Genomic DNA, 21,192 nt, shown 5'->3' with positions numbered 1-21,192 from the left:
CGGCACACACAATGCGAACTGACAGGCGTCAGGTCGCGGAAGGTCTCACGTCAAAGTCCGCCACGGGCACGCAGGGCCTCGGCCACATGTTCGGCGTCGTCAATCGCCAGCACGGTAAACGGGATGATCATCCGCCAGCCGACCCGCTTGGTGGAACGCGCGCGCCATGACTGCGCCAGCAACTGGCCCTTTTGCGCCAGAACGGGGGTAAAGCGGATGACGAGGGCGATGCCCAGTTCGATCGCGCGGGTCTGGATGCCAAGACGGCGCAGCGGCGTTGTCAGCCATGTCACCACAGCCACCATCTGTGCCAGCTTGGTCGTCATGGTCACCAGATTCGCCAGCGCCACCGCTGTCATCATCCGCAACGTCACGGTCGCACCCGCCATGATGTCATGGGTCACGATATGCCAGACCATGATCAGCACAACGAAGGGCAGCAGCACCCGCAAGCGCGCCAGCCCCACCTTGAAAAACCGCCATCCCGGCAGCGCATAAAGCAGCAGGGTCACCGCCAAGGCCGCCGCCTGCAGCGCGGGGTGGGTCAGGCTGAATAGCCCCATCGTCGCCACGCAAAGCGCTGCCAGCTTTGCCCCCGCAGGCCAACCGTGGGCGCGGGTCTCAACCGGGGAGATGAGTGAAATCATCGCTTTCCCCGATCTCTTGCATCTGTGCCACAAAGGCTTGGGTCACCTGAGGCACCGCGCCGTCCTGCACGATCCGACCCTGATCGATCCAGATCATCCGGTTATAGGTCGCCAGATGCGCGGGGTCATGGGTGATGTGCACCAGATGCGCCTCTACTGCGTGCAGCACGCGCGTGAGGTGCATCATCGTCGGGATATCAAGCCCCGCAAAAGGTTCATCGAGGATGATCAGGCGCGGCTGCATGGCAAGGATCGACATCAGACAGACCAGCTGCCGCTGCCCCTGAGATAGCTGATGGATCGCCGCCTTTGCCCAATGGCTGCGGTTAAAGCGGGCGAGGATATCCGCCGTTCTCTCTGCGGCCTCTTTTGGGGTGTGTTTCAGCTGGGTCAGGCCAAAGCTGATCTCTTCTTCCACCGTGGGGAAGATAATCTGGTGATCGGGGTTCTGGAACAGGATGCCGACCTGCCGCAAGGCCGCCTTGCGATCCTTGACCACATCCACCCCGTTGATCCGCAGCTTGCCCGACGACGGGGCCACCAGCCCAGCCAGCACCCGTGCCAGAGATGTCTTGCCGGACCCGTTACGTCCGACAATACCAATCCGCCGCTCGGATGCCTGCAGTGTCACATCACATAGCACCGAGGTTCCTTCGGGGGTGTAGGAAACCTTGTCCAGATCGATCAGAAACGGGTGCATATGCGTGAGTACCAGTAAGCCGCGCCCGCGCCGGATGCGGACGCCGCAGCACCTAGCAGGTCTGGTCTGGCGAGGAAAGCCAGCCTAGGGACGCGGGCTGCCCCAGCTACCGGGAAGATCGCTACGGTTCAGGCGCGAGGGGGCTTTCACATGGGAAAGCAACCAGTTGGGCCCGGCCATCAACATGCTGAGCGTCGGGCTGCTGTTCACCTGCGCCTTGACCTTTTCGATCTGCATCACATTCTCGATCCGCCGATCAAGGAAGGCCCATGTCTCTGCGTGGCCCTCGCTGGTGTCGCCCAGCCAGAACAGCACGGTCGAGGAATAGACAGCGCTCAGCATGGCGCGTTTGGTGTACCAGTTCACGTCTTCGGACGTATCCCCCAAGGCCGCCCATATGGCATCCGCCGTCCCCCAGACCAGTTTGGCCCCCTCCGGCGCATATTGTGGCAGGGCAAACAGGGTTGTCCCACGACGCACGGCCTCTTTATCCGTGGCGGCTTCAAGACGGAAGCGGACCATAGCTGCCACCTTGGCCGAGAATTTCATCTCGGTCATGTTTTCGGCCTTCATCCGGTCGATCATCTGCTGATCGCCCCGTTTGTGATAGGCGACGGCCAGATCAACAGCACCGCGCGGACAGACAGCACGCGCGACGGTCGGGTCCATGCCGGTATCGCTGACCGCAGCCTTGAACGTCGCCTCTGACCAGCCGTCAAACGCGACATGCATCAGCGCGGCATCCAGCAGCTGTTCTTTCGGTGTCTGGGACGTGTTCGTCATAGCGGCCTCCTGAAGGGGTGATTGGCTTTGCTCTAGACAATATAGGTTTCGGTTGCTATATGGCCAGTTCCTGCAAATCCTTGCAACTTCAAACTAGAAAGGTGGTGAAAACCACATGCAGGTTAGTGTTCGCGATAACAACGTCGATCAAGCGCTGCGCGCCCTGAAGAAAAAACTTCAGCGCGAGGGTGTGTTTCGTGAAATGAAGCTTAAGCAGCATTTCGAGAAACCTTCCGAGAAAAAAGCACGCGAGAAAGCAGAAGCGATCCGCCGTAGCCGCAAACTGGCACGGAAGAAATTGCAGCGCGAAGGCATGATGTAAATCATCCAAGCGACGCATAAGAATACGAACCCCCGTTACCTTTCGGTGCCGGGGGTTTTCTTTTGTCTGCCGCTGCGCGCGTGGTGACGCATGGGTACAGTAGACAGGACCCGGCGGCAGAGCGTATCGCAAAGCGGCCAGAGACAGGACAGACCATGACCCAGCCCACCTACCCCAGCGTTGCCCCGATCCACCGGCGGGCTGATCTGATCGTCCACCTTGTGGGGCTTGCGCTGATTCTGGGGGCTGGCGGCGCGTTGGTGATGAAATCGGCCACATCGCTGCAAACGGCGGTGACGGTCGCGGTGGTGGTCTATGTGCTTTGCGCGCTGGCATCAAACCTTGCATCCTGCGCCTACCACTTCGCGCCGTGGCACGATGCGCGCAAATTGATGCGGCGGATTGATCATGCGGCGATCTATCCCAGTATCGCGGGCACGTTTACGCCGTTCTTCGTGCAGGCCGGCACGACATGGACGATCACGCTGCTTTGTGTGTCATGGGGGCTGGCGCTGGTGGCGATGTACAAAAAGATCACCGACCCGCAGGTTCAGGGCAAGTGGTCCACCGCATCCTATCTGGGGCTGGGCGCCATTGGCCTTTGCGCACTGCCGGACCTGACAGGGGTGCCGCTGGCAACACTCTGGTGCATCATCGGCGGGGCATTTGCCTATGTGATCGGCGTCGGCTTTTACGTGCGCCGGGCCATGCGCTTTCGCTATGCGACGTGGCACGCTTGGGTCAATATCGGCGGCATCGCGATGTTCGCGGGCATCTGGATGGCGCTGTTTCCCTCCGCGATTTAACCGACTGGCAGCGCTGTGGTGTTGCACACCGTGCGCAGCGCAAAGCTGGATTGCATCTGCCCCACACCGGGCAACCGCGCCAAATGCTGGCGATGGATGCGGGCGAAATCCTCGGTATTTTCGGCCACGACCTTAAGCAGGTAATCCGCGGCCCCCGCCATCAGGTGACATTCCAGCACATCGGGAATACGCGCGACCGCCTTCTCAAAGGCGTCCAGCACCTCGTCCGCTTGGCCTTGCAGGGTGATCTCGACAAACACCGTCGTGGGGACGCCCATCTTGCGCGGGTTCAGCAGGGCGACGTAATCGCGGATATACCCTTCGGCTTCCAGCCGCTGCACGCGCCGGTGACATGCCGACGGCGACAGATGTACCTTTTCCGACAGGTCAGAGTTCGACATCCGCCCGTTGCGTTGCAGGGCAGTAAGGATGCGGCGATCGATGTCGTCTAGACTCATGTGGCGCAATACTTTCGCGTGAAATGACCAATATGCAGCAGAGTATTCGAAGCGCAAGGGGGATAACGGCCCATAATCCGTGCCCAATTGCGTATCGAGGGGCGTACCGTAATTCAAATGCACCCTCAATAGGATGAACTCATGAAAATCGGTTGCCCCAAAGAAATCAAGCCACAGGAATTCCGCGTCGGCATGACCCCGAATGCCGCTTACGAGGCGGTGAACAAGGGACATGAGGTTGTTATCGAAGCAGGTGCCGGCATCGGCGCTGGTTTTGATGACGCCGCCTATACCGACGCAGGCGCGACGATCCTTGCCACCGCGCAAGAGGTCTTCGACAGCGCCGACATGATCGTCAAGGTCAAGGAACCCCAAGCGGTCGAGCGCAAGATGCTGCGCGAAGGGCAGATCCTGTTCACCTATCTGCACCTCGCCCCCGATCCCGAACAAACCAAGGATCTTCTCGCCTCCGGCGCGACTTGTATCGCCTATGAAACCGTCACCGACCGCAATGGTGGCTTGCCGCTGCTTGCGCCAATGTCCGAAGTCGCGGGTCGTCTGGCCCCGCAGGTGGGCGCATGGACGCTGCAAAAAGCCAACGGCGGGCGCGGCGTGCTGATGGGCGGCGTCCCCGGCGTTGGTCCGGCGCGCGTGGTCGTGATCGGCGGCGGTGTTGTCGGCACCCACGCCGCACGGATTGCGGCTGGCATGGGCGCGGATGTCACCGTGCTTGACCGGTCCCTGCCCCGTCTGCGCTATCTGGATGACATCTATGGCGGCGTGTTCAACACCTCTTACGCCTCGGCGGGCAATACGATCGAACTGGCGCGCGAGGCCGATATGATCATCGGTGCCGTCCTGATCCCCGGGGCCGCCGCCCCCAAGCTGATCAGCCGCGCGCAATTGTCCGAGCTCAAGCCCGGCGCGGCGCTGGTGGACGTGGCGATTGACCAAGGTGGCTGCTTTGAAACCTCGAAAGCGACCACCCACCAAGACCCCGTATACGAAGTGGACGGCATCATGCACTACTGCGTTGCCAACATGCCCGGTGCCGTGGCGCGGACATCGACCATTGCGCTTGGCAACGCCACGATGCCGTTCATGCTGGCACTGGCGGATAAAGGCTGGAAGCAAGCCTGCGCCGACGATCCCCACCTCAAGGCAGGTCTGAACGTGCACGCAGGTCAGCTGACCTACGCCGCCGTGGCCGAAGCGCTCGGGATGGAGGCGATCACCGCCGATCAGGCCATCGCCGGTTAACCACCCCCTACGCACCACGCAAAAGGCCCGCAGCGCACCTGCGGGCCTTTTCGTTTCACGCCGTTGAAACGCTTACTTCTTGGCAAGCTCATCGCGAATTTGCAGCAGCACGTCCAACTGGCTGGGGCCAGTTGCCACTTCGGGGGCGACATCATCGGGGCGTTCGGCCAGCGATTTCAGCCGGTTAACGGATTTGACCAGCATAAACACCACAAAAGCGATGATCAGGAAGTTGATGCAGGCCGTGATGAACGCGCCATAGGCAAAGATCGCCGCGCCGGTTTCGCGCGCCGCGTCCAGACCGGTACCCGCAGGCACATCGCCAGACAGCACCACATACATGCTGGTGAAATCAACGCCGCCAAGGACCAGACCGATCACAGGGTTGATCAGATCGCTGACCAGCGAGGTCACAATAGCCGTAAAGGCCGCGCCGATAATGATACCGACTGCCAGGTCCATAACATTGCCCTTGGCAATGAAATCCTTGAATTCTTGAATCATGTCTGTCCCTCGTATGATTGAAAGCCGTGTCTGCTACGTCGCACGACATACTGTGCATGCGTTAGCATAAGTTTTCCAAATAACGATGGATTTTTGTCGGATAAGCACGGTTTTCCCCCTTACAGAGGCGAAAACCGCGCAATCCGGTGCAAAGCGTGCTTACTCTGGCAGGGTGCCCGTCAGCACATAGCGCAGGATTTGCACGACCTGCGCGGGCTCTTGGGCGACAGCCAAAGCTGCGGCGTCGACCTCTTTCAGCGCGTGCGCGTGGTCGTCCCCATGCAGGATCACCAGAGATTTCCCCAGAGCCGCCGCATAGCCTGCATCAAAAGCCGCGTTCCACTGTTTGTACTGATCGCCAAAACGCACGACGACGACATCCGCCTCTTCGATGCCCTTGCGGGTGCGGATCGCGTTCAGCTGTGCGCCCTTGCGGTCGTGCCAGAACTTGTTTTCCTCGGCCCCCAGAATCGCCACACCGCAGTCGTCGCTGGCCGCGTGGTCGGTGACAGGGCCGGTGAACACAACATCCAACCCTGCCGCGCCATCGATGATCTGATCGCGCCAGTCGGTGTGGATTTCACCCGAGAGATATACATGCAGTGTCATACCGCCTCCGTTCGCTTTAGCCGCGCAGCACGCCGCCGCTGGCTTTGGTCACCTTGTCGATGACCTTGGCGCCAACCGCCTCGATATCCGCGTCTTTCAGTGTCTTGTCGTTTGGCTGCATCCGTACCGTGAGGGCGAGCGATTTTTTCCCCTCGCCCAAGGCACCGCCGATGAATTCATCAAAGACGCGCACATCGTCGATCAGGGCCTTGTCCGCCCCCATCGCCGCATTGACCAGCGTCAGCGCGTCAACATCGGCGTCCACCACAAAGGCAAAGTCACGTTCCACCGCTTGCAGCGCGCTGGTGTTCAGCGCGGGACGTGTGGCACCGGACTTGCGCGGCAAGGGTACCTCGGCGGGCCAGATGGTGAAGCCCATCGCGGGCCCTTTCACATCCAGTGCCGCCAGCACCCGCGGATGAATTTCGCCAAAGACGCCAAGCACTTTTTTCGGGCCAAGGCAGATCTGCCCGTGACGCCCGGGGTGGAACCAGTCAGCGCCATTGCGGTTGATCTGCACCTTGGCGGGGGCACCGATGGCGGACAAGACCGCCTCGATATCCGCCTTGACGTCGAACACATCGACCGGACGCGATGCGCCGTGCACATCTTTGGGGCCGGTGTTGCCGGTCAGCAGGCCGCTGATCTGCAGATGCTGATCGCCGGGCTCGCCGCCGGTGAAGACGGGGCCGACCTCGAACAGCGCCATGTCAGGGAAGCCCCGCGCCTGATTGCGGGCCGCGGCCTGCAGCAAGGCGGGCAACAGCGAGGGGCGCATATGGCTCATGTCATTGCTGATCGGGTTTTCCAGACGGGTGTCATCGGTGCCGCCACCAAACAGCGCGGCAGACGCCTGATCGATAAAGCTGTAGGACACACATTCGTTGTAGCCCAAGGCGGCGCAGGCGCGGCGCGCGATGGCCTCGCGGCGCTGCATCGGCGACAGGACGGGCTTGGGCACGCCGGTCGTCAGGCGTGGCAAGGGGCGCCCTTCAAGCTTGGTGAGTGACGCAATCCGCGCGACTTCCTCGACCAGATCGGCTTCGCCCTGCACATCGGGGCGCCAGCTTGGGACATGCGCCATGTCGCCTTCGAGACGGAAGCCAAGCGCCGTCAGCGTCTTGCGCTGCTCGCTTTCCGAGATGGTCATCCCCACCAACGACTGCACGCGTGCCGCGTCCAGCTTGTAGGCGCGAGAATAGTCCGGCACCTTGCCCGCGACGACAACTTCGGACGCCTCACCGCCTGCGATGTCCAGGATCATCTGGGTCGCATGTTCGATGGCATAGGGCGTCCATTCGGGGTCGATCCCCCGTTCAAAGCGATAGCGCGCGTCCGAGTTGATCTTGAGCGCGCGGCCCGTGTAGGCGGTGCGCACCGGATCGAAATAGGCCGCTTCGACAAAGACATTCACCGTGTCCATGGAACAGCCGCTTTCCGCGCCGCCCATCACACCCGCGATGCTTTCGACCTTTTCGGCGTCCGAAATCAGGGTCATGCCTTCGCTGAAGGTGTATTCCTTGTCGTCCAGCCCCATCAGGGTCTCGCCGCCCTTGGCGCGGTGGATGCGCAGGCTGTTGCCCGCGACCTTATCCGCGTCGAACACGTGCAAAGGACGGTTGCGGTCATAGGTGAAGAAGTTCGTTACATCGACGAGGAACGAGATTGGGCGCAGGCCAATGGCGCGCAGCTTGTCCTGCAACCACGCCGGCGACGGGCCGTTTTTGACGCCGCGGATCACACGACCGTAGAAAACCGGACATTGGTCCAGCGTGTCTTCGTCGATCGAAACAGAGATCGGGCACGGGAACTGCCCTTCGACCGCAGGCACATCGCGCTGTTTCAGCGTGCCCAGACCACGAGCCGCCAGATCACGCGCGATCCCGCGCACACCCAAGGCATCGGGTCGGTTGGGGGTGATCGCGATCTCGATCACGGGGTCGACCTTGGCGGGGTCGTTTTCCGCCAGCCAATCGATAAAACGGTCGCCGACATTGCCCGAGGGCAGCTCGATGATACCGTCATGTTCTTCGGATAGCTCAAGCTCGCGCTCTGACGCCATCATGCCAAAGCTTTCGACGCCACGGATCTTGCCAACGCCAATAGTGGTATCAATGCCCGGCACATAAACGCCCGGTTTCGCCACAACCACGGTGATGCCCTGACGCGCGTTCGGGGCACCGCAGATGATCTGCTGCACGCCTTCGTCGGTATCCACCTGACAGATCTGCAAACGATCCGCGTCGGGGTGCTTTTCTGCCGATTGCACATAGCCCAGCGTAAAATCCGCCAGCTTCGCGCCACGGTCTTCGACGCCTTCGACCTCGAGCCCCAGATCGGTCAGCGCATAGGTGATTTCATCGATCGACGCGGTGGTGTCGAGATGTTCCTTCAGCCAGGACAGTGTGAATTTCATGGCGGTGATCCTCATGCAATGCTTGCGCTAGGGCGTAGCGTTTAATCGGCGCGGTTTCAATGCGGTGCGGCGGCGTTTTGCGCCTAGCCCGGTGTTTTGGGCATCAACCCGTCCAGCTGGTAGCCAAGCCATCCGGTCGGGATAAAATGTCCGCCGGTATGGATGTCCAGCGTCACGCTGCGGTCGCCGGCGCAATTGTCCCAGGTGAAATGAGCGAACTCTACCCCCGGGGCGAGGGTCAGCGCACCATCCAGCCGGCCCTTGCCGCAGCGGAACGCCTTGCGCCACAGCGCGACGACATTGGTGGTGTCATGGTCAGGCCCGCGCGGCAGGCTCATCCACAGGTCGTTGAGCCCATGCACATGGCGGACCTGACGCGGCGGGTTGGCGCAGGTGCTGGCCTGTTTGATCGTGCCCGACATGGTCATCAGCCCCGCGATCCGGTCGCCGCGCGCGCAGGCATAGCGCCACGCCATCGCCGCGCCAAAGCTGAACCCCGAAATATAGATCTGGCTTTGATCCACCGGATAGCGTTTCGCCACATCCGCCAGCACCGCGTCGGCAAAGGCGATATCCGCAGGGTCATCCTGCCAGAACCGCCACGCCCGATGCTGTGCCGACGGGGCTACTAGCATCACGCCACGGGGCTTTGTCTCGGACCCGATACGCGGATGATGGATCACCGTGCGCCCGCGCCGCAGGAAAGCGTGAAAATGCATCATGACAGGCAGAGGCGTCACGCCGTCCCAATCGTCGGGCATCAGGATATTGTAGCTGCGGTTGCCGAGCTTGCAGGGGATGTCGCCGCCGCAGGGCGGGAGGGTTTGGGCGGTGGCAACCATTGGCGCCGCAGACAGCACGCAGGCCAGCATCGCGGCCTGTACAAGTGCTTTTGGCCGCGCGGTCATGGCGTAGAAAAATGCGGAGAGGCTCACGGGTTTCTTTAATCCTCAAACCGATGCGCGAGATCGTCCACATCGCCCATGCGATAAAGCTTGATCTCGCGGATCAGACGCAGGGTTGGTTTGGCAGCAAACAGCAGCGACCCGATCAGGAACAGCCATGTGCCCGGCGTAAGCCAAGCGTCGCTAAAGAACATGACCGACCCGACAATAAAGCAAAAAGCGGCCATGAAATCGACAACCGTATGGGCCAACTCGAACCGTGCATAAAGCCTGCGGTGCGCCTCGGATTGGTCCCGACGTTCATTGCGAAATATTTTCATGGGACCCTGCCCTTGTTCACCGGACAAGCGACGCGGTGCCCAGCGACGGACACCGCGCCGATCGATTAGCGGCTCAAACCACCATGCAGCGTCGGCTGGTCCAAGCTTGCAAACCCGTAATGCCGCAACCAGCGCAGGTCTGAATCAAAGAACGCCCGCAGATCAGGAATGCCGTATTTCAGCATCGCGATACGGTCGATGCCCATGCCAAAGGCAAAGCCCTGCCATTCGTTCGGGTCGATCCCGCCTGCTTGCAGCACCTTCGGGTGGACCATGCCGGAGCCCAGCACCTCCATCCAGCCGTCGCCTTCACCGATGCGCAGCTGCCCGTCGACCCAGGAACACTGGATGTCGACCTCTGCCGAAGGCTCGGTGAAGGGGAAATGCGATGCGCGGAAGCGGGTCTTGATGCCCTCGACTTCGAAGAACGCGCTAAAGAATTCCTCCAGCGTCCATTTCAGGTTCGCCATAGAGATGTCTTTGTCGATCGCCAGACCTTCGACCTGATGGAACATCGGCGTGTGGGTCTGGTCATAGTCGGCACGGTAGACGCCACCGGGGCAGATGATGCGCAGGGGCGCGCCTTCGGCCTCCATCGTGCGGATCTGCACGGGGCTGGTGTGGGTGCGCAGCACGTGGGGCGGACGGTCGTCGCCCTCGGCACGGGCCATATAGAACGTGTCCATCTCGGCGCGAGCGGGGTGGTGGCCGGGGATGTTCAGCGCGTCGAAGTTATACCAATCAGTGTCGATGCGCGGCCCTTCGGCGACCGAAAACCCCAGCTCGGCGAAGATCGCGGTCACTTCCTCGGTCACCTGGCTGACAGGGTGGATCGTGCCCTGACGCGTCGCGCGCGTGGGCAGTGTCACGTCCAGCCATTCGCTGCGCAGACGTTCATCAAGGGCCGCATCCCCAAGTGCTGCTTTCTTCGCGGCAATGGCGGAGTTGATCTCGTCCTTGAGCGCGTTCAGCGCGGGGCCGACTGTCTGGCGTTCTTCGGGCGTCATACGGCCCAGCTCGCGCATCTTCAGGGCGACTTCGCCCTTTTTACCCACGGCGGCCAGACGGATGTCCTCCAACGCGGCTTCGTCGGCGGCACCAGCGATCTGGCCCAGATATTTCGCTTTCAGGTCGTCCATATCGGCCTCATGTCTTTTGCTCGGGCTGGTGCTAGCAGAATTGGCCCCGAATACAAGCGGCAGGGCCATTTGAAGCGGGTCTTGTGATGCTGAAACCGCGGGCACATAGTGGCGCAAACCATCAAGGGGGTGCCGCGCGTGGCAGAGATTTTACAACCCGACAGCAACCCGTCCCTGCCCCGACCTGTCACACGGCCCTGGCTGGCGCTGCTTGGCCTGACGCTGGGGGTGACGGTCACCAACGGGTTCGCGCGCTTTGCCTACGGGCTGATCCTGCCCGCGATGAAGACCGAGCTGGACTGGACCTATGCGCAGGCGGGCTGGCTGAACACGGCGAATGCCATCGGCTATATCATCGGCGCGGTGCTGACGCTGCTGCTGATCGGGCGCATCGCGCCTGCGCGGTTGTTCGGGTTCGGCATGGTGACCACGACGCTGACGCTGCTGGCGACGGGGTACGAGGCGACGATGGGCTGGCAGACCTTCTGGCGGATCGCGGCGGGGGTGTTCGGGGCAATGTCCTTTTCCACCGCAGGGGTTCTGACCGCGCGGCTGTTTCCCGGCGACGCGCGCCGCAATGCCCTGGCAATCGCGATCCTGTTCGGCGCGGGCGGCGGTATCGGGATCATGCTCGCAGGCGCGTCCCTGCCCCTGATGATAGAGTTCTGGGGCACCGGATCATGGCGCTATGGCTGGTATATCATCGGCGTGATCAGCGTCGCCTGCCTGCCCCTGTCCCTATGGGCCGCGGCGCGCCTGTCGGTCCCTGCACAGCGGAATACAGCAGCCGGCGGCATCAAGCTGCACCTGATCTGGAGAGAGCTTGCAGGCTACGTCGGTTTTGCCATGGGTTATATCGTTTATCTGACGTTCCTGTCTGCGTGGATGACGGATCAACAGGCACCGGCGCTGCTGATCTCGGCGGTGTGGATCATCATGGGGGTGGCGCTGATCGCCTCGCCCTTCGTCTGGCGCGGGGTATTGGCGCGGCACGCTTCGGGCAAGCCCTTGGCGATGATCCTGACCGGCATCGCAATCGGGTCGGCGCTGCCGCTCGTCCTGCCTGCGGGTGGGGCCGTGGTGATTTCAGCCGTGGTGTTCGGGCTTTGCGTCTTCATGGCCCCCGGCGCGATCACCAGCTTTATCCGCCAGAACCTGCCTGCCGAAAGCTGGGCCGCCGCGATGAGCCTGTTCACCGTGGTCTTTGCCATCGCGCAGACCGCAGGCCCCTTCGCCGCCGGTGCCTTGGGCGACCTGACGGGCAATATCGGGTCCAGCCTGCTGGCTGCCGCTGCGATCCTGCTGACAGGGGCCGCTGTGGTGGTGTTTCAAAAACCGCTGCCGCAACAAGACCCCAGCTGATCACCGCACAAACGAAAAACGCCGCCCCGATGTCAGGGCGGCGTTCTAAAACTTGGGGTCGGCAAAGGGCGCTTACGCGGCCAGTGCGTCTTGTGCTTGCTTCACGATGGCACCGAATGCTTCGGGCTCGTTGATGGCCAGGTCGGACAGAACCTTCCGGTCCACTTCGATACCAGCAAGGGACAGACCATTGATGAAGCGGCTGTATGTCAGTGCTTCGTCGTGGCTGCGCACAGCGGCGTTGATCCGCTGGATCCACAATGCGCGGAAGTTCCGCTTGCGGTTCTTACGGTCGCGCGTGGCGTATTGGTTGGCTTTGTCGACCGCCTGGCGGGCGACCTTAAAGGTGTTCTTGCGGCGGCCATAGTAACCTTTGGCTGCTTTGATTACCTTTTTGTGACGGGCGTGGGTAACGACACCACCTTTTGTACGGGACATATCGGCTCTCCTATCTTAGCGGTCGTAGGGCATGAAGCCCTTGATGATCTTGGCGTCGGGTGCAGACAAAGCTGTTGTCCCACGCGCGTCACGGATGAATTTTTTCGTCCGTTTGATCATACCATGCTGTTTGCCAGCCTGACCGCCGATGACCTTGCCGGTCGCCGAGATCTTAAAGCGCTTCTTGGCGCTCGATTTCGTCTTCATCTTGGGCATTTCCGTCTCCTTAACTTGAGTTCGGTAAGTGCGCGACTCGGCATGCCACGAAGGCCGGACGCGCGGAACGAAGCTGGCGTATAGGAGGGACAGGGGCCCAAAGCAAGGGCAAAAGCGCGAAACGCCTGCGCTTACCAGAACTTGTAGCGCGCAATCACATGCAAAACGGCGTCTGGCACGTCTTCCAACGCATAGCCGCCCGGATGGGTGTTGATGGCATAGACGATCATCCCGCCCGCGATCAGCACAGTCAACGCCGACGCGCGCGGCGCACGTCCATCAGAGAAGGCCGACACGACAGAGGGGATAGAAAGCACAGCAAGGGCAAGACCAATCACCAAAATCAGATCAGTATCCATTATTCCTGCCCTTGCTCGATATATTCTTGTTACCTGACCAGAGGTTATTCCGGATCGGTATTAAAAATCAATCGTTCGTCGCAGGGTGCGACGCGCAGGATATTTGTGCTGCCCTCGACGTTGAAAGGCACGCCTGCGGTGACAACGATCATATCCTCCGGCCCGGCATAGCCTTCGTCACGGGCAACGCGTGCAGCGCTGACCACAGCCATCTTGAAGCGTTCCAGCGTGCCGGTCTGAACGCAATTTACGCCCCAGGTGAGCGCCAGACGGCGCGCGGTCTTGACCAGGGGTGACAACGCGATGATCGGCACCCGCGGGCGTTCACGTGCGGTCAACAGCGCCGTGGTCCCGCTTTGGGTAAAGCAACAGATCGCCTTGATATTCGCGGTTTCGGCAATCTCGCGTGCGGCGGCAACGATACCGTCCGCCACGGTCATGCGGTCCACCTTGCGCGACGATTCGATAATCTGGGTGTAGGTCGGATCCTGCTCTACCTCGGTGGCCACGTTATCCATCGTGCGCACCGCCTCGACCGGATAGGCACCGGCCGCGGATTCCGCCGACAACATCACCGCATCGGCCCCTTCATAAATGGCAGTCGCGACATCTGATACCTCGGCCCGGGTGGGGATCGGGCTTTCGATCATCGATTCCAGCATCTGCGTCGCCACGATCACCGGCTTTGCCGCCGCACGGCATTTGCGCACCAGTCGTTTCTGGATCGGCGGTACGTTCTGCACCGGCAGCTCAACCCCCAGATCCCCACGCGCGACCATGATACCGTCGCTCACCGCCAGGATGTCCTCGAACCGGTCCACGGCCGAAGGCTTTTCGATCTTGCTCAGCAATGCGGCACGGCCCTTGGCCAGTTCGCGCGCCTCGGTCACATCTTCGGGACGCTGCACAAAGCTCAGCGCCAGCCAGTCGACCCCCAGCTCGCACACGAATTCCAGATCGGCGCGGTCTTTTTCCGACAGGGCGGCCAGCGGCAGCACCACATCCGGCACGTTCACGCCTTTGCGGTTAGAGATCACGCCGCCGATCATCACTTCGCACTCCGCGAAATCGGGGCCGCATTCCTTGACCTTCAGACGGATCTTGCCGTCATTGACCAACAGCGATGCGCCCGGTTCAAGCGCCTGGAAAATCTCGGGGTGCGGCAGGCTCACGCGGCGGGCATTGCCCTCTGCCTCGTCCAGATCCAGCCGGAAGGACGCGCCCTCGACCAGCAATTCGCTGTCCCCCGAAAAGACGCCCACACGCAGCTTTGGCCCCTGAAGATCCGCGAGAATACCGATCGTGGATCCCGTTTCCTCTTCGATCTGGCGGATGATCTGGTGCTTGATTCGGATTTCGTCATGGCTGCCGTGGCTCATGTTCAACCGGAACACATCCGCGCCCGCGTGAAACAGTGCCGATATCGTCTCGTGCGTGTCCGAGGCCGGACCCAAGGTGGCAACTACTTTGACATTCCGCGTGCGTTTCATACTGGTGACGTCCCTTTTCATCTGCGGGCTTTGGCAGCCCCTGCGCTCATTGCCACGGGTCTAACACGCGCAGCGGTCAGAGTGGATAGTAAATAAGTTAGCGTTAACATGTGTTAGCGTTAACACTTAGCGAAGATCGCCTGCCCCGTCTATGCCCACCACAGTATGACAGCACGATGACAGCGGGCAGCGGAAGGCAGCGCCTCATTCACGGCCCGCCGCCTTGAACCCGCACCGGCCAACCCATAGCTTGGCCCCACCCCACACGCAGGAGAGCATAATGCCCACACAACAGGAAATCGAACTTCAGGCTGCGGCGTTTCGCCGGCTGCAACAGCACCTGATGCAAGACCGCACGGACGTGCAGAACATCGACATGATGAACCTGGCCGGATTTTGCCGCAACTGCCTGTCGCGCTGGTATCAAGAAGCCGCAAACGAGCGCGGGATCGACATGGGCAAGGAAGAAGCGCGCGAGCTGTTCTACGGCATGACCATGGACGCATGGAAAGCCAACTATCAGACCGACGCCAAGGACGCGCAGAAAGAGGCGTTCAAGGTCGCCTTCGAACAGAACGTCGGCGAAAAGGGCTGACCGCGCGCAGCCAGCCCCTTGGCAAGGCGGGTTAGACCGCCGCCTTGCGCATCTCGTCCAGATAGATCTCGCGCAGACGCGGCGCGACCTTGCCCGGTGTTCCATCGCCCAAGGCCACGCCGTCGATCTCGACCACGGGCATGACAAAGGCGCTGGCGGAGGTGGTAAACGCCTCATCCGCCTGCTGCGCTTCGTGGATGGTAAAGTTACGCTCTTCCACCACCATCTGCGCCTCTTTGGCGAAACGCAGAACCGCAGCGCGGGTGATGCCGTGCAAAATCTCGTTGCTCAGGGCGCGGGTGATGATCTTGTTGCCCATCACGATATAGGCGTTGTTGCTGGTGCCTTCGGTGACAAAGCCGTCCTCGACCATCCAGGCATCATCGCAGCCCGCTTTCTTGGCCATCATCTTGCCCATCGACGGATACAGCAGCTGCACCGTCTTGATATCGCGACGGCCCCAGCGGATGTCTTCGATGCTGATGATCTTGGCACCTTTCTTGGCGGCGGGGCTGTCGGCCAGACCGGGTTTGGACTGGGTAAACAAGACAATCGTCGGCTCTGTCGTCTCGGGATCGGGGAAGGCAAAGTCGCGGTCCCCGTCCGACCCGCGGGTGATCTGCAAATAGATCAGCCCCTCGTCGATCTCGTTCACGCGCACCAGTTCGCGGTGGACCTCCAGCAGGTCCTCCTTCGAGATCGGGTTGCGCATCTGTAGCTCGTTCAACGACCGGCTGAGCCGGATGGCATGGCCGTCAAAGTCGATCAGCTTGCCGTCCAGCACGCTGGTGACCTCATAGACCCCGTCCGCCATCAGAAACCCGCGATCAAAGATCGAAACCTTGGCTTCGGTCTCGGGCAGGTATTCGCCGTTCACATATACAGTCCGCATGTCTTATCCCCAAAGCTTGGCCGCAGGCGGATGCACCCCGGCGGCGTCAAATGTCAAAGCGTTGTCGCGGTCTTCGGCCAGAAGCAGCGGCCCGTCAAGGTCCACGACCTTTGCCCCCTGCGCCACCAGCACCGCCGGCGCCATCGCGAGCGATGACCCGACCATACATCCCACCATGACCTCATAGCCCTGCGCGACAGCCGCATCGCGCAGCGCCAGCGCCTCTGTCAGACCACCGGTCTTGTCCAGCTTGATGTTGACCACATCGTATTTGCCTTTCAGCGCAGCAAGGCTCGCACGGTCATGGCAGCTTTCATCGGCACAGACCGGCACGGGCCGCTCCATCCCGACGAGCGCATCGTCATCCCCTGTGGGCAAAGGCTGTTCAACCAATGACACACCCAGCCGCACCAGATGCGGGGCAAGATCGGCGTATACCCCGGCCGACCAGCCCTCATTCGCGTCGATAATGATCTGCGCATCAGGCGCACCGGCACGCACAGCCTCAAGGCGGGGCATATCATCCGGCGTGCCCAGCTTGATCTTCAACAGCGGGCGATGCGCATGCAAGGCGGCCTGTTCGCGCATCTTTTCGGGGCTATCCAACGAGAGGGTAAAGGCCGTGATCTCGGGTCCCGGTCGCGCCAGCCCCGCCAGTTCCCACACAGGTTTACCAGCCTGCTTGGCTTGCAGATCCCACAGGGCACAATCCACTGCATTGCGCGCGGCACCGGCCGGCAGCAAATCATACAGCGCATCACGCGTCAGCGGCCCACTCAGCGCTTCGATCTCTGCCGAAACCGACTCCAGCGTCTCGCCATACCGGGCATAGGGCACACATTCGCCCCACCCCGTCACGCCGCCATCGGTGATCCGCACCGTGAGCACCTGCGCCTCGGTCCGCGATCCACGCGAAATGGTAAAGACCTGCGCCAGCCGAAAGACATCCCGGCTTACCTCAATACGCATATCCGCTCCTTCATTTTGCCACTTAAACTCTCCCCGAAGGGCCGATCAGAGGGCTGCCAAAGCCTCCGCCAATCTCGCGGCACCTTGGCGGAACGGGTCCACGGCTGGCAAGCCCAAGCGTTGTTCGACCTCGGCCAGATAGGCGTCTGCCTCTGCCTCCGACAGATGCTGGGTATTGATCGAGATACCGACCACCTGACAGCCTGCGTTGGCGACCTTTGCCAGCGTCAGTGCCACGTCGCGCACGTCTTCCAACGTGGGCAGCGTGTAGTCGGGCAGACCGCGCATTGTCTTGCGGGTCGGCTCGTGGCACAGGATCAACGCATCGGGTTGGCCGCCGTGGATCAGCGCCATGGTGACGCCGGAATAGGACACGTGGAACAGGCTGCCCTGCCCTTCGATGATATCCCAGTGATCATCGTCATTGTCGGGGGTCAGATACTCGATCGAGCCGGCCATGAAATCCGCGATCACGGCATCCAAAGGCACACCTTCGCCGGTGATCAGGATACCGGTCTGGCCCGTCGCGCGGAAGCTGCTTTTCAGCCCCTTCTCTTTCATCGCCGCGTCCAGCGCCAGCGCGGTATACATCTTGCCGACCGAACAATCCGTGCCGACCGCCAGCACGCGCTTGCCGCTGCGTTTGACGCCATTCGCAATCGGGTACTGCACCGACGGGATACGCACGTCATGCAAGCTGCGCCCGTGTTTCTCGGCGGCGGCCACGAGCTCTGGCTCGTTGCGCAGCAGGTTATGCAAGCCGGATGCCAGATCGAAACCGGCCTCCAGCGCGTCGACCAGCACGGCGCGCCATGTGGCGCTGATGGTGCCCCCGCGGTTGGCGACGCCAATCACCAGGGTCTGCGCGCCTGCCTCTTTCGCTTGCGCAAGCGTCATATCGGTCAGACCCAGATCCGCCTTGCAGCCGTCCAGCCGCAGCTGACCGACGGCATTTTCAGGACGCCAGTCCTTGATGCCCTGCGCCACTTTAACCGCAAGGTGATCCGGCGCGTCGCCCAGAAAAAGAAGATAAGGTGTTTTGATCATGATCACATGCTCCTGCAATTTGGCTTTGGCTCAGTTTCGCAGCCTTTCGGCGCGATAAGGTTGCAAATGAGTGGTGGGCGCAAGAGATGGCGCGGGAATTTTGCGGGTATCTGCCGATGCGAGCAAGAACTGTGCACAGAAATTCAGCCGCCGATGCTGCAGGTGCGAGATCACCCTTGCAGGGCGCAGCGCAATTTAATACCACCCAAGGCAAGCAAGTCGTAACTTTATTACTCAAGGATTCCGCATATGAGCTTTCGCATCCAGCCTACAGCACCTGCACGTCCCAACCGCTGCCAATTGTTCGGTCCCGGTTCGCGCCCGGCAATCTTCGAAAAAATGGCAAGCTCTGACGCCGATGTGATCAACCTTGATCTGGAAGACAGCGTTGCCCCCACAGACAAGGACAGCGCTCGCGCGAATATCATCAAGGCGATCAGCGATGTAGACTGGGGCGACAAAACACTGTCCGTGCGGATCAACGGGCTGGATACACCTTACTGGTACCGCGATGTCGTCGACCTGCTGGAGCAAGCGGGCGAGCGTCTGGACCAGATCATGATCCCCAAAGTCGGCTGCGCCGCTGACGTCTATACTGTCGACGCGCTGGTCACGGCGATCGAAACCGCGAAGGGCCGCACCAAGAAAATCTCGTTCGAGGTGATTATCGAATCGGCCGCAGGCATCGCCCACGTCGAAGAGATCGCCGCCGCCAGCCCGCGCCTGCAAGCGATGAGCCTTGGTGCCGCCGACTTTGCCGCCTCGATGGGGATGCAGACGACCGGCATCGGTGGCACGCAGGAAAACTATTACATGCTGCGCGACGGGGCAAAGCATTGGTCCGATCCGTGGCATTGGGCGCAGACCGCCATCGTCGCCGCCTGCCGGACCCACGGCGTGCTGCCGGTCGACGGTCCGTTCGGTGATTTTTCGGACGACGAAGGCTACCGCGCGCAGGCGCGCCGGTCGGCGACCCTGGGCATGGTCGGCAAATGGGCCATCCACCCCAAGCAGATCGCCGTCGCGAACGAGGTGTTCACCCCCTCCGACGAAGCCGTCGCCGAAGCGCGCGAGATTCTGGCCGCGATGGAAACAGCCAAGGCCAACGGCGAGGGTGCGACCGTCTACAAGGGCCGTTTGGTCGATATCGCCAGCATCAAACAGGCCGAAGTCATCGTGCGCCAGTCCGAGATGATCGCCTCGCGCTAACCCCGCGATACTGAACAGCGGCGCGAGGCGACCCTCGCGCCGCGCCATCTCCCCCGCAGCAAAGCGGACTTGGCATGCCCCGCGGCTTGGGGCATCAAGGCGGCATGACCATCGATGTCCTCTCTGCGCTCGCGCTTTTCGCGCTGATCACCTCTATCACGCCGGGGCCGAACAACCTGATGCTGATGGCATCGGGCGCGAACTTCGGCTTTGCGCGCACGGTCCCGCATATGATGGGCATCACCCTTGGTTTTATGGTCATGTTGCTGCTGGTGGGCTTTGGCCTGATCCGCGTGTTTGACGCCTTTCCCGTCATCTATACGGTGCTCAAGATCCTGAGCCTGATCTATCTGATCTACCTTGCCTATAAGATCGCCACCGCCGCCCCGGTGCAAAGCGCAGACCCGAACGCGAAACCGCTGAGCTTTCTGCAAGCGGCGGGGTTTCAATGGGTCAACCCCAAGGCCTGGGCCTTCGGGCTCAGCGTCATCACGATCTACGTGCCCTCTGCCGGCATATTGCCGCTGGTGATCACGGCGCTTGTCGTGGCGGTGATGGCGCTGCCGTCGGTCACCCTCTGGACCCTTCTTGGCGGGCAGATGGCCCGTTTTCTAACCAATCCCCGGCGTTTGCGGGTGTTTAACGTGACCATGGCCGCGCTGCTTGTGGCGTCGCTGCTGCCTGCCCTTTGGCCGGCCAGCTGACAGGTTCCGTTGCAAAGACCGCAAATCAACGCCATATAGCCCTGAACAAAGCGCGGAGCAGGTGATGACACAGTATCTGGATTTCGAAAAACCACTGGCCGAAGTGGAAGGCAAAGCGGAAGAGCTGCGCGCTCTTGCGCGGTCCTCCGAAGGGATGGACGTGAGCGCCGAAGCCAAAACGCTGGACGAAAAAGCCCACCAAATGCTTGACGATCTGTACAAGTCGTTAACGCCGTGGCGCAAATGTCAGGTGGCACGTCACCCCGACCGGCCCCATTGCAAAGACTATATCGAGGCCCTTTTTACCGAATACACCCCGCTGGCGGGGGACCGGAACTTTGCCGATGATCTTGCGGTCATGGGCGGTCTGGCACGGTTCAACGACACGCCTGTCGTCGTGATCGGCCATGAAAAAGGCAACGACACCAAATCCCGCATCGAACGCAATTTCGGCATGGCCCGCCCCGAAGGCTACCGCAAAGCCGTGCGCCTAATGGAACTGGCCGACAAGTTCGGGCTACCAGTGATCACGCTGGTGGACACCCCCGGTGCCTACCCCGGAAAAGGCGCGGAAGAGCGTGGCCAATCCGAAGCCATCGCCCGCGCGACCGAGAAATGCTTGCAGATCGGTGTGCCGCTGGTGTCTGTCATCATCGGTGAAGGTGGGTCAGGCGGGGCGGTTGCCTTTGCCACGGCGAACCGCGTCGCCATGCTGGAACATTCCGTCTACTCTGTGATCTCGCCCGAGGGCTGCGCATCGATCCTGTGGAAAGATGCCGAGAAAATGCGCGAGGCCGCCGAAGCGCTGCGCCTGACCGCGCAAGATCTGAAACAACTGGGCGTCAACGACCGCATCATCCCCGAACCCCGTGGCGGCGCGCATCGGGATCGGAAAGAGGCGATTGCATCGGTGCGCAAGGCGATTGCCGCGATGCTGGATGACCTGTCGGGCAAAGACCCAAAGGCGCTGGTGGCAGATCGCCGCAAGAAATTCCTCGACCTCGGGGCCAAGGGGCTGGCGGCGTAATCTACGCCGCCCGCT

25 protein-coding genes are annotated in these 21,192 nt (G+C 61.5%); 8 read left to right on the top strand and 17 right to left on the bottom strand.

Annotated features, from left to right (window positions below; translation table 11 throughout):
* Positions 1–50: 50 nt before the first annotated feature.
* The 3 genes from ACTRWK_RS07270 to ACTRWK_RS07260 all read right to left on the bottom strand — a co-directional run bounded on the left by ACTRWK_RS07270 (position 51) and on the right by ACTRWK_RS07260 (position 2,130).
* The gene (locus tag ACTRWK_RS07270) at positions 51–647 is read right to left on the bottom strand and encodes a CbiQ family ECF transporter T component (protein ID WP_462843855.1); all 597 of its coding nucleotides are present in this window, start codon (positions 645–647) and stop codon (positions 51–53) included.
* A complete protein-coding gene (locus ACTRWK_RS07265; protein WP_037943104.1) occupies positions 622–1,347 on the bottom strand; it encodes an energy-coupling factor ABC transporter ATP-binding protein in 726 nt (241 codons plus the stop codon). The genes ACTRWK_RS07270 and ACTRWK_RS07265 overlap by 26 nt, the downstream gene beginning before the upstream one ends.
* Positions 1,348–1,431: 84 nt before the next feature.
* Entirely contained in the window at positions 1,432–2,130 is a 699-nt protein-coding gene (locus ACTRWK_RS07260) for a COQ9 family protein (protein ID WP_289081825.1), read from the bottom strand.
* A gap of 115 nt (positions 2,131–2,245) precedes the next feature.
* On the opposite strand from ACTRWK_RS07260, the gene rpsU reads away from it, so the two are divergent.
* Both rpsU and trhA read left to right on the top strand, forming a co-directional pair.
* Positions 2,246–2,452, top strand: a complete 207-nt coding sequence (gene rpsU, locus ACTRWK_RS07255; RefSeq protein WP_005851231.1) for a 30S ribosomal protein S21 — start codon at positions 2,246–2,248, stop codon at positions 2,450–2,452.
* Positions 2,453–2,607: 155 nt separating this feature from the next.
* A complete protein-coding gene (gene trhA, locus ACTRWK_RS07250; RefSeq protein ID WP_009825931.1) occupies positions 2,608–3,258 on the top strand; it encodes a PAQR family membrane homeostasis protein TrhA in 651 nt (216 codons plus the stop codon).
* On the opposite strand, the gene ACTRWK_RS07245 is transcribed toward trhA, so the two are convergent.
* Entirely contained in the window at positions 3,255–3,716 is a 462-nt protein-coding gene (locus ACTRWK_RS07245; protein ID WP_005851227.1) for an Lrp/AsnC family transcriptional regulator, read from the bottom strand. The genes trhA and ACTRWK_RS07245 overlap by 4 nt on opposite strands.
* Positions 3,717–3,857: 141 nt before the next feature.
* On the opposite strand from ACTRWK_RS07245, the gene ald reads away from it, so the two are divergent.
* Complete coding sequence (ald, locus tag ACTRWK_RS07240; protein WP_132997517.1) at positions 3,858–4,976, top strand: alanine dehydrogenase; 1,119 nt, start codon at positions 3,858–3,860, stop codon at positions 4,974–4,976.
* A gap of 72 nt (positions 4,977–5,048) precedes the next feature.
* Here ald and mscL read toward each other — a convergent pair whose 3' ends face one another.
* The 6 genes from mscL to pheS all read right to left on the bottom strand — a co-directional run bounded on the left by mscL (position 5,049) and on the right by pheS (position 10,869).
* Positions 5,049–5,480 (bottom strand): large conductance mechanosensitive channel protein MscL, encoded by a 432-nt coding sequence (mscL, locus tag ACTRWK_RS07235; RefSeq protein WP_005851224.1) that lies wholly within the window; start codon positions 5,478–5,480, stop codon positions 5,049–5,051.
* Between the two features lie 159 nt (positions 5,481–5,639).
* Positions 5,640–6,089 carry a YtoQ family protein gene (locus tag ACTRWK_RS07230; protein WP_009825928.1) on the bottom strand — a complete coding sequence of 150 codons (450 nt, stop codon included), beginning with the start codon at positions 6,087–6,089 and terminating at the stop codon, positions 5,640–5,642.
* Positions 6,090–6,105: 16 nt separating this feature from the next.
* Complete coding sequence (pheT, locus tag ACTRWK_RS07225; protein WP_289081827.1) at positions 6,106–8,505, bottom strand: phenylalanine--tRNA ligase subunit beta; 2,400 nt, start codon at positions 8,503–8,505, stop codon at positions 6,106–6,108.
* 83 nt (positions 8,506–8,588) lie between these two features.
* Complete coding sequence (locus tag ACTRWK_RS07220) at positions 8,589–9,440, bottom strand: CE1 family esterase (protein ID WP_289081828.1); 852 nt, start codon at positions 9,438–9,440, stop codon at positions 8,589–8,591.
* Between the two features lie 8 nt (positions 9,441–9,448).
* The gene (locus tag ACTRWK_RS07215) at positions 9,449–9,730 is read right to left on the bottom strand and encodes a YrhK family protein (RefSeq protein ID WP_260004718.1); all 282 of its coding nucleotides are present in this window, start codon (positions 9,728–9,730) and stop codon (positions 9,449–9,451) included.
* Between the two features lie 65 nt (positions 9,731–9,795).
* Positions 9,796–10,869, bottom strand: coding sequence for a phenylalanine--tRNA ligase subunit alpha (gene pheS, locus ACTRWK_RS07210; RefSeq protein WP_037954562.1), 1,074 nt, complete (start codon positions 10,867–10,869; stop codon positions 9,796–9,798).
* A 138-nt stretch (positions 10,870–11,007) separates the two neighbouring features.
* On the opposite strand from pheS, the gene ACTRWK_RS07205 reads away from it, so the two are divergent.
* Positions 11,008–12,231, top strand: a complete 1,224-nt coding sequence (locus ACTRWK_RS07205) for a YbfB/YjiJ family MFS transporter (RefSeq protein WP_289080366.1) — start codon at positions 11,008–11,010, stop codon at positions 12,229–12,231.
* Positions 12,232–12,303: 72 nt separating this feature from the next.
* On the opposite strand, the gene rplT is transcribed toward ACTRWK_RS07205, so the two are convergent.
* The 4 genes from rplT to pyk all read right to left on the bottom strand — a co-directional run bounded on the left by rplT (position 12,304) and on the right by pyk (position 14,734).
* A complete protein-coding gene (rplT, locus tag ACTRWK_RS07200) occupies positions 12,304–12,669 on the bottom strand; it encodes a 50S ribosomal protein L20 (RefSeq protein WP_005851211.1) in 366 nt (121 codons plus the stop codon).
* A gap of 15 nt (positions 12,670–12,684) precedes the next feature.
* Positions 12,685–12,885 carry a 50S ribosomal protein L35 gene (gene rpmI / locus ACTRWK_RS07195; protein ID WP_005851209.1) on the bottom strand — a complete coding sequence of 67 codons (201 nt, stop codon included), beginning with the start codon at positions 12,883–12,885 and terminating at the stop codon, positions 12,685–12,687.
* Positions 12,886–13,016: 131 nt separating this feature from the next.
* Positions 13,017–13,244: a hypothetical protein gene (locus ACTRWK_RS07190; RefSeq protein WP_005851207.1), complete on the bottom strand. Its 228-nt coding sequence runs from the start codon at positions 13,242–13,244 to the stop codon at positions 13,017–13,019.
* A 44-nt stretch (positions 13,245–13,288) separates the two neighbouring features.
* A complete protein-coding gene (gene pyk, locus ACTRWK_RS07185) occupies positions 13,289–14,734 on the bottom strand; it encodes a pyruvate kinase (protein ID WP_037943093.1) in 1,446 nt (481 codons plus the stop codon).
* Between the two features lie 280 nt (positions 14,735–15,014).
* Between pyk and ACTRWK_RS07180 the strand changes: the two genes are divergently transcribed.
* A complete protein-coding gene (locus ACTRWK_RS07180; protein WP_009825922.1) occupies positions 15,015–15,329 on the top strand; it encodes a DUF1244 domain-containing protein in 315 nt (104 codons plus the stop codon).
* 31 nt (positions 15,330–15,360) lie between these two features.
* Here the strand turns inward: ACTRWK_RS07180 and ACTRWK_RS07175 are convergent, their stop codons facing one another.
* Genes ACTRWK_RS07175 through dgcN form a run of 3 tightly spaced genes read right to left on the bottom strand, consistent with a single transcriptional unit; the run spans position 15,361 to position 18,237 of the window.
* Entirely contained in the window at positions 15,361–16,221 is an 861-nt protein-coding gene (locus ACTRWK_RS07175; RefSeq protein ID WP_005851201.1) for a D-amino-acid transaminase, read from the bottom strand.
* Positions 16,222–16,224: 3 nt separating this feature from the next.
* Entirely contained in the window at positions 16,225–17,190 is a 966-nt protein-coding gene (dgcA, locus tag ACTRWK_RS07170) for an N-acetyl-D-Glu racemase DgcA (RefSeq protein WP_289084190.1), read from the bottom strand.
* A gap of 45 nt (positions 17,191–17,235) precedes the next feature.
* On the bottom strand, positions 17,236–18,237 hold the full coding sequence (gene dgcN, locus ACTRWK_RS07165) for an N-acetyltransferase DgcN (RefSeq protein ID WP_180828630.1): 1,002 nt from the start codon (positions 18,235–18,237) through the stop codon (positions 17,236–17,238).
* A gap of 249 nt (positions 18,238–18,486) precedes the next feature.
* Between dgcN and ACTRWK_RS07160 the strand changes: the two genes are divergently transcribed.
* The 3 genes from ACTRWK_RS07160 to ACTRWK_RS07150 all read left to right on the top strand — a co-directional run bounded on the left by ACTRWK_RS07160 (position 18,487) and on the right by ACTRWK_RS07150 (position 21,177).
* Positions 18,487–19,446 (top strand): L-malyl-CoA/beta-methylmalyl-CoA lyase, encoded by a 960-nt coding sequence (locus ACTRWK_RS07160; protein WP_037943086.1) that lies wholly within the window; start codon positions 18,487–18,489, stop codon positions 19,444–19,446.
* A gap of 74 nt (positions 19,447–19,520) precedes the next feature.
* A complete protein-coding gene (locus ACTRWK_RS07155; protein WP_289084191.1) occupies positions 19,521–20,150 on the top strand; it encodes a LysE family translocator in 630 nt (209 codons plus the stop codon).
* A 64-nt stretch (positions 20,151–20,214) separates the two neighbouring features.
* Positions 20,215–21,177 (top strand): acetyl-CoA carboxylase carboxyltransferase subunit alpha, encoded by a 963-nt coding sequence (locus ACTRWK_RS07150; RefSeq protein WP_005851191.1) that lies wholly within the window; start codon positions 20,215–20,217, stop codon positions 21,175–21,177.
* Positions 21,178–21,192: the final 15 nt, after the last annotated feature.

Source organism: Sulfitobacter sp. G5_S2_6_S6 (assembly GCF_054968505.1).
Note: the sequence above shows the minus strand (reverse complement) of the source record. Positions and strands in the feature narration are given on the sequence as shown.

Coding starts and splice junctions, on each gene's coding strand:
- ACTRWK_RS07270 (WP_462843855.1), bottom strand. CDS start 647: ATGATTTCACTCATCTCCCCGGTTGAGACCCGCGCCCACGGTTGGCCT.
- ACTRWK_RS07265 (WP_037943104.1), bottom strand. CDS start 1,347: ATGCACCCGTTTCTGATCGATCTGGACAAGGTTTCCTACACCCCCGAA.
- ACTRWK_RS07260 (WP_289081825.1), bottom strand. CDS start 2,130: ATGACGAACACGTCCCAGACACCGAAAGAACAGCTGCTGGATGCCGCG.
- rpsU (WP_005851231.1), top strand. CDS start 2,246: ATGCAGGTTAGTGTTCGCGATAACAACGTCGATCAAGCGCTGCGCGCC.
- trhA (WP_009825931.1), top strand. CDS start 2,608: ATGACCCAGCCCACCTACCCCAGCGTTGCCCCGATCCACCGGCGGGCT.
- ACTRWK_RS07245 (WP_005851227.1), bottom strand. CDS start 3,716: ATGAGTCTAGACGACATCGATCGCCGCATCCTTACTGCCCTGCAACGC.
- ald (WP_132997517.1), top strand. CDS start 3,858: ATGAAAATCGGTTGCCCCAAAGAAATCAAGCCACAGGAATTCCGCGTC.
- mscL (WP_005851224.1), bottom strand. CDS start 5,480: ATGATTCAAGAATTCAAGGATTTCATTGCCAAGGGCAATGTTATGGAC.
- ACTRWK_RS07230 (WP_009825928.1), bottom strand. CDS start 6,089: ATGACACTGCATGTATATCTCTCGGGTGAAATCCACACCGACTGGCGC.
- pheT (WP_289081827.1), bottom strand. CDS start 8,505: ATGAAATTCACACTGTCCTGGCTGAAGGAACATCTCGACACCACCGCG.
- ACTRWK_RS07215 (WP_260004718.1), bottom strand. CDS start 9,730: ATGAAAATATTTCGCAATGAACGTCGGGACCAATCCGAGGCGCACCGC.
- pheS (WP_037954562.1), bottom strand. CDS start 10,869: ATGGACGACCTGAAAGCGAAATATCTGGGCCAGATCGCTGGTGCCGCC.
- rplT (WP_005851211.1), bottom strand. CDS start 12,669: ATGTCCCGTACAAAAGGTGGTGTCGTTACCCACGCCCGTCACAAAAAG.
- rpmI (WP_005851209.1), bottom strand. CDS start 12,885: ATGCCCAAGATGAAGACGAAATCGAGCGCCAAGAAGCGCTTTAAGATC.
- ACTRWK_RS07190 (WP_005851207.1), bottom strand. CDS start 13,244: ATGGATACTGATCTGATTTTGGTGATTGGTCTTGCCCTTGCTGTGCTT.
- pyk (WP_037943093.1), bottom strand. CDS start 14,734: ATGAAACGCACGCGGAATGTCAAAGTAGTTGCCACCTTGGGTCCGGCC.
- ACTRWK_RS07180 (WP_009825922.1), top strand. CDS start 15,015: ATGCCCACACAACAGGAAATCGAACTTCAGGCTGCGGCGTTTCGCCGG.
- ACTRWK_RS07175 (WP_005851201.1), bottom strand. CDS start 16,221: ATGCGGACTGTATATGTGAACGGCGAATACCTGCCCGAGACCGAAGCC.
- dgcA (WP_289084190.1), bottom strand. CDS start 17,190: ATGCGTATTGAGGTAAGCCGGGATGTCTTTCGGCTGGCGCAGGTCTTT.
- dgcN (WP_180828630.1), bottom strand. CDS start 18,237: ATGATCAAAACACCTTATCTTCTTTTTCTGGGCGACGCGCCGGATCAC.
- ACTRWK_RS07160 (WP_037943086.1), top strand. CDS start 18,487: ATGAGCTTTCGCATCCAGCCTACAGCACCTGCACGTCCCAACCGCTGC.
- ACTRWK_RS07155 (WP_289084191.1), top strand. CDS start 19,521: ATGCCCCGCGGCTTGGGGCATCAAGGCGGCATGACCATCGATGTCCTC.
- ACTRWK_RS07150 (WP_005851191.1), top strand. CDS start 20,215: ATGACACAGTATCTGGATTTCGAAAAACCACTGGCCGAAGTGGAAGGC.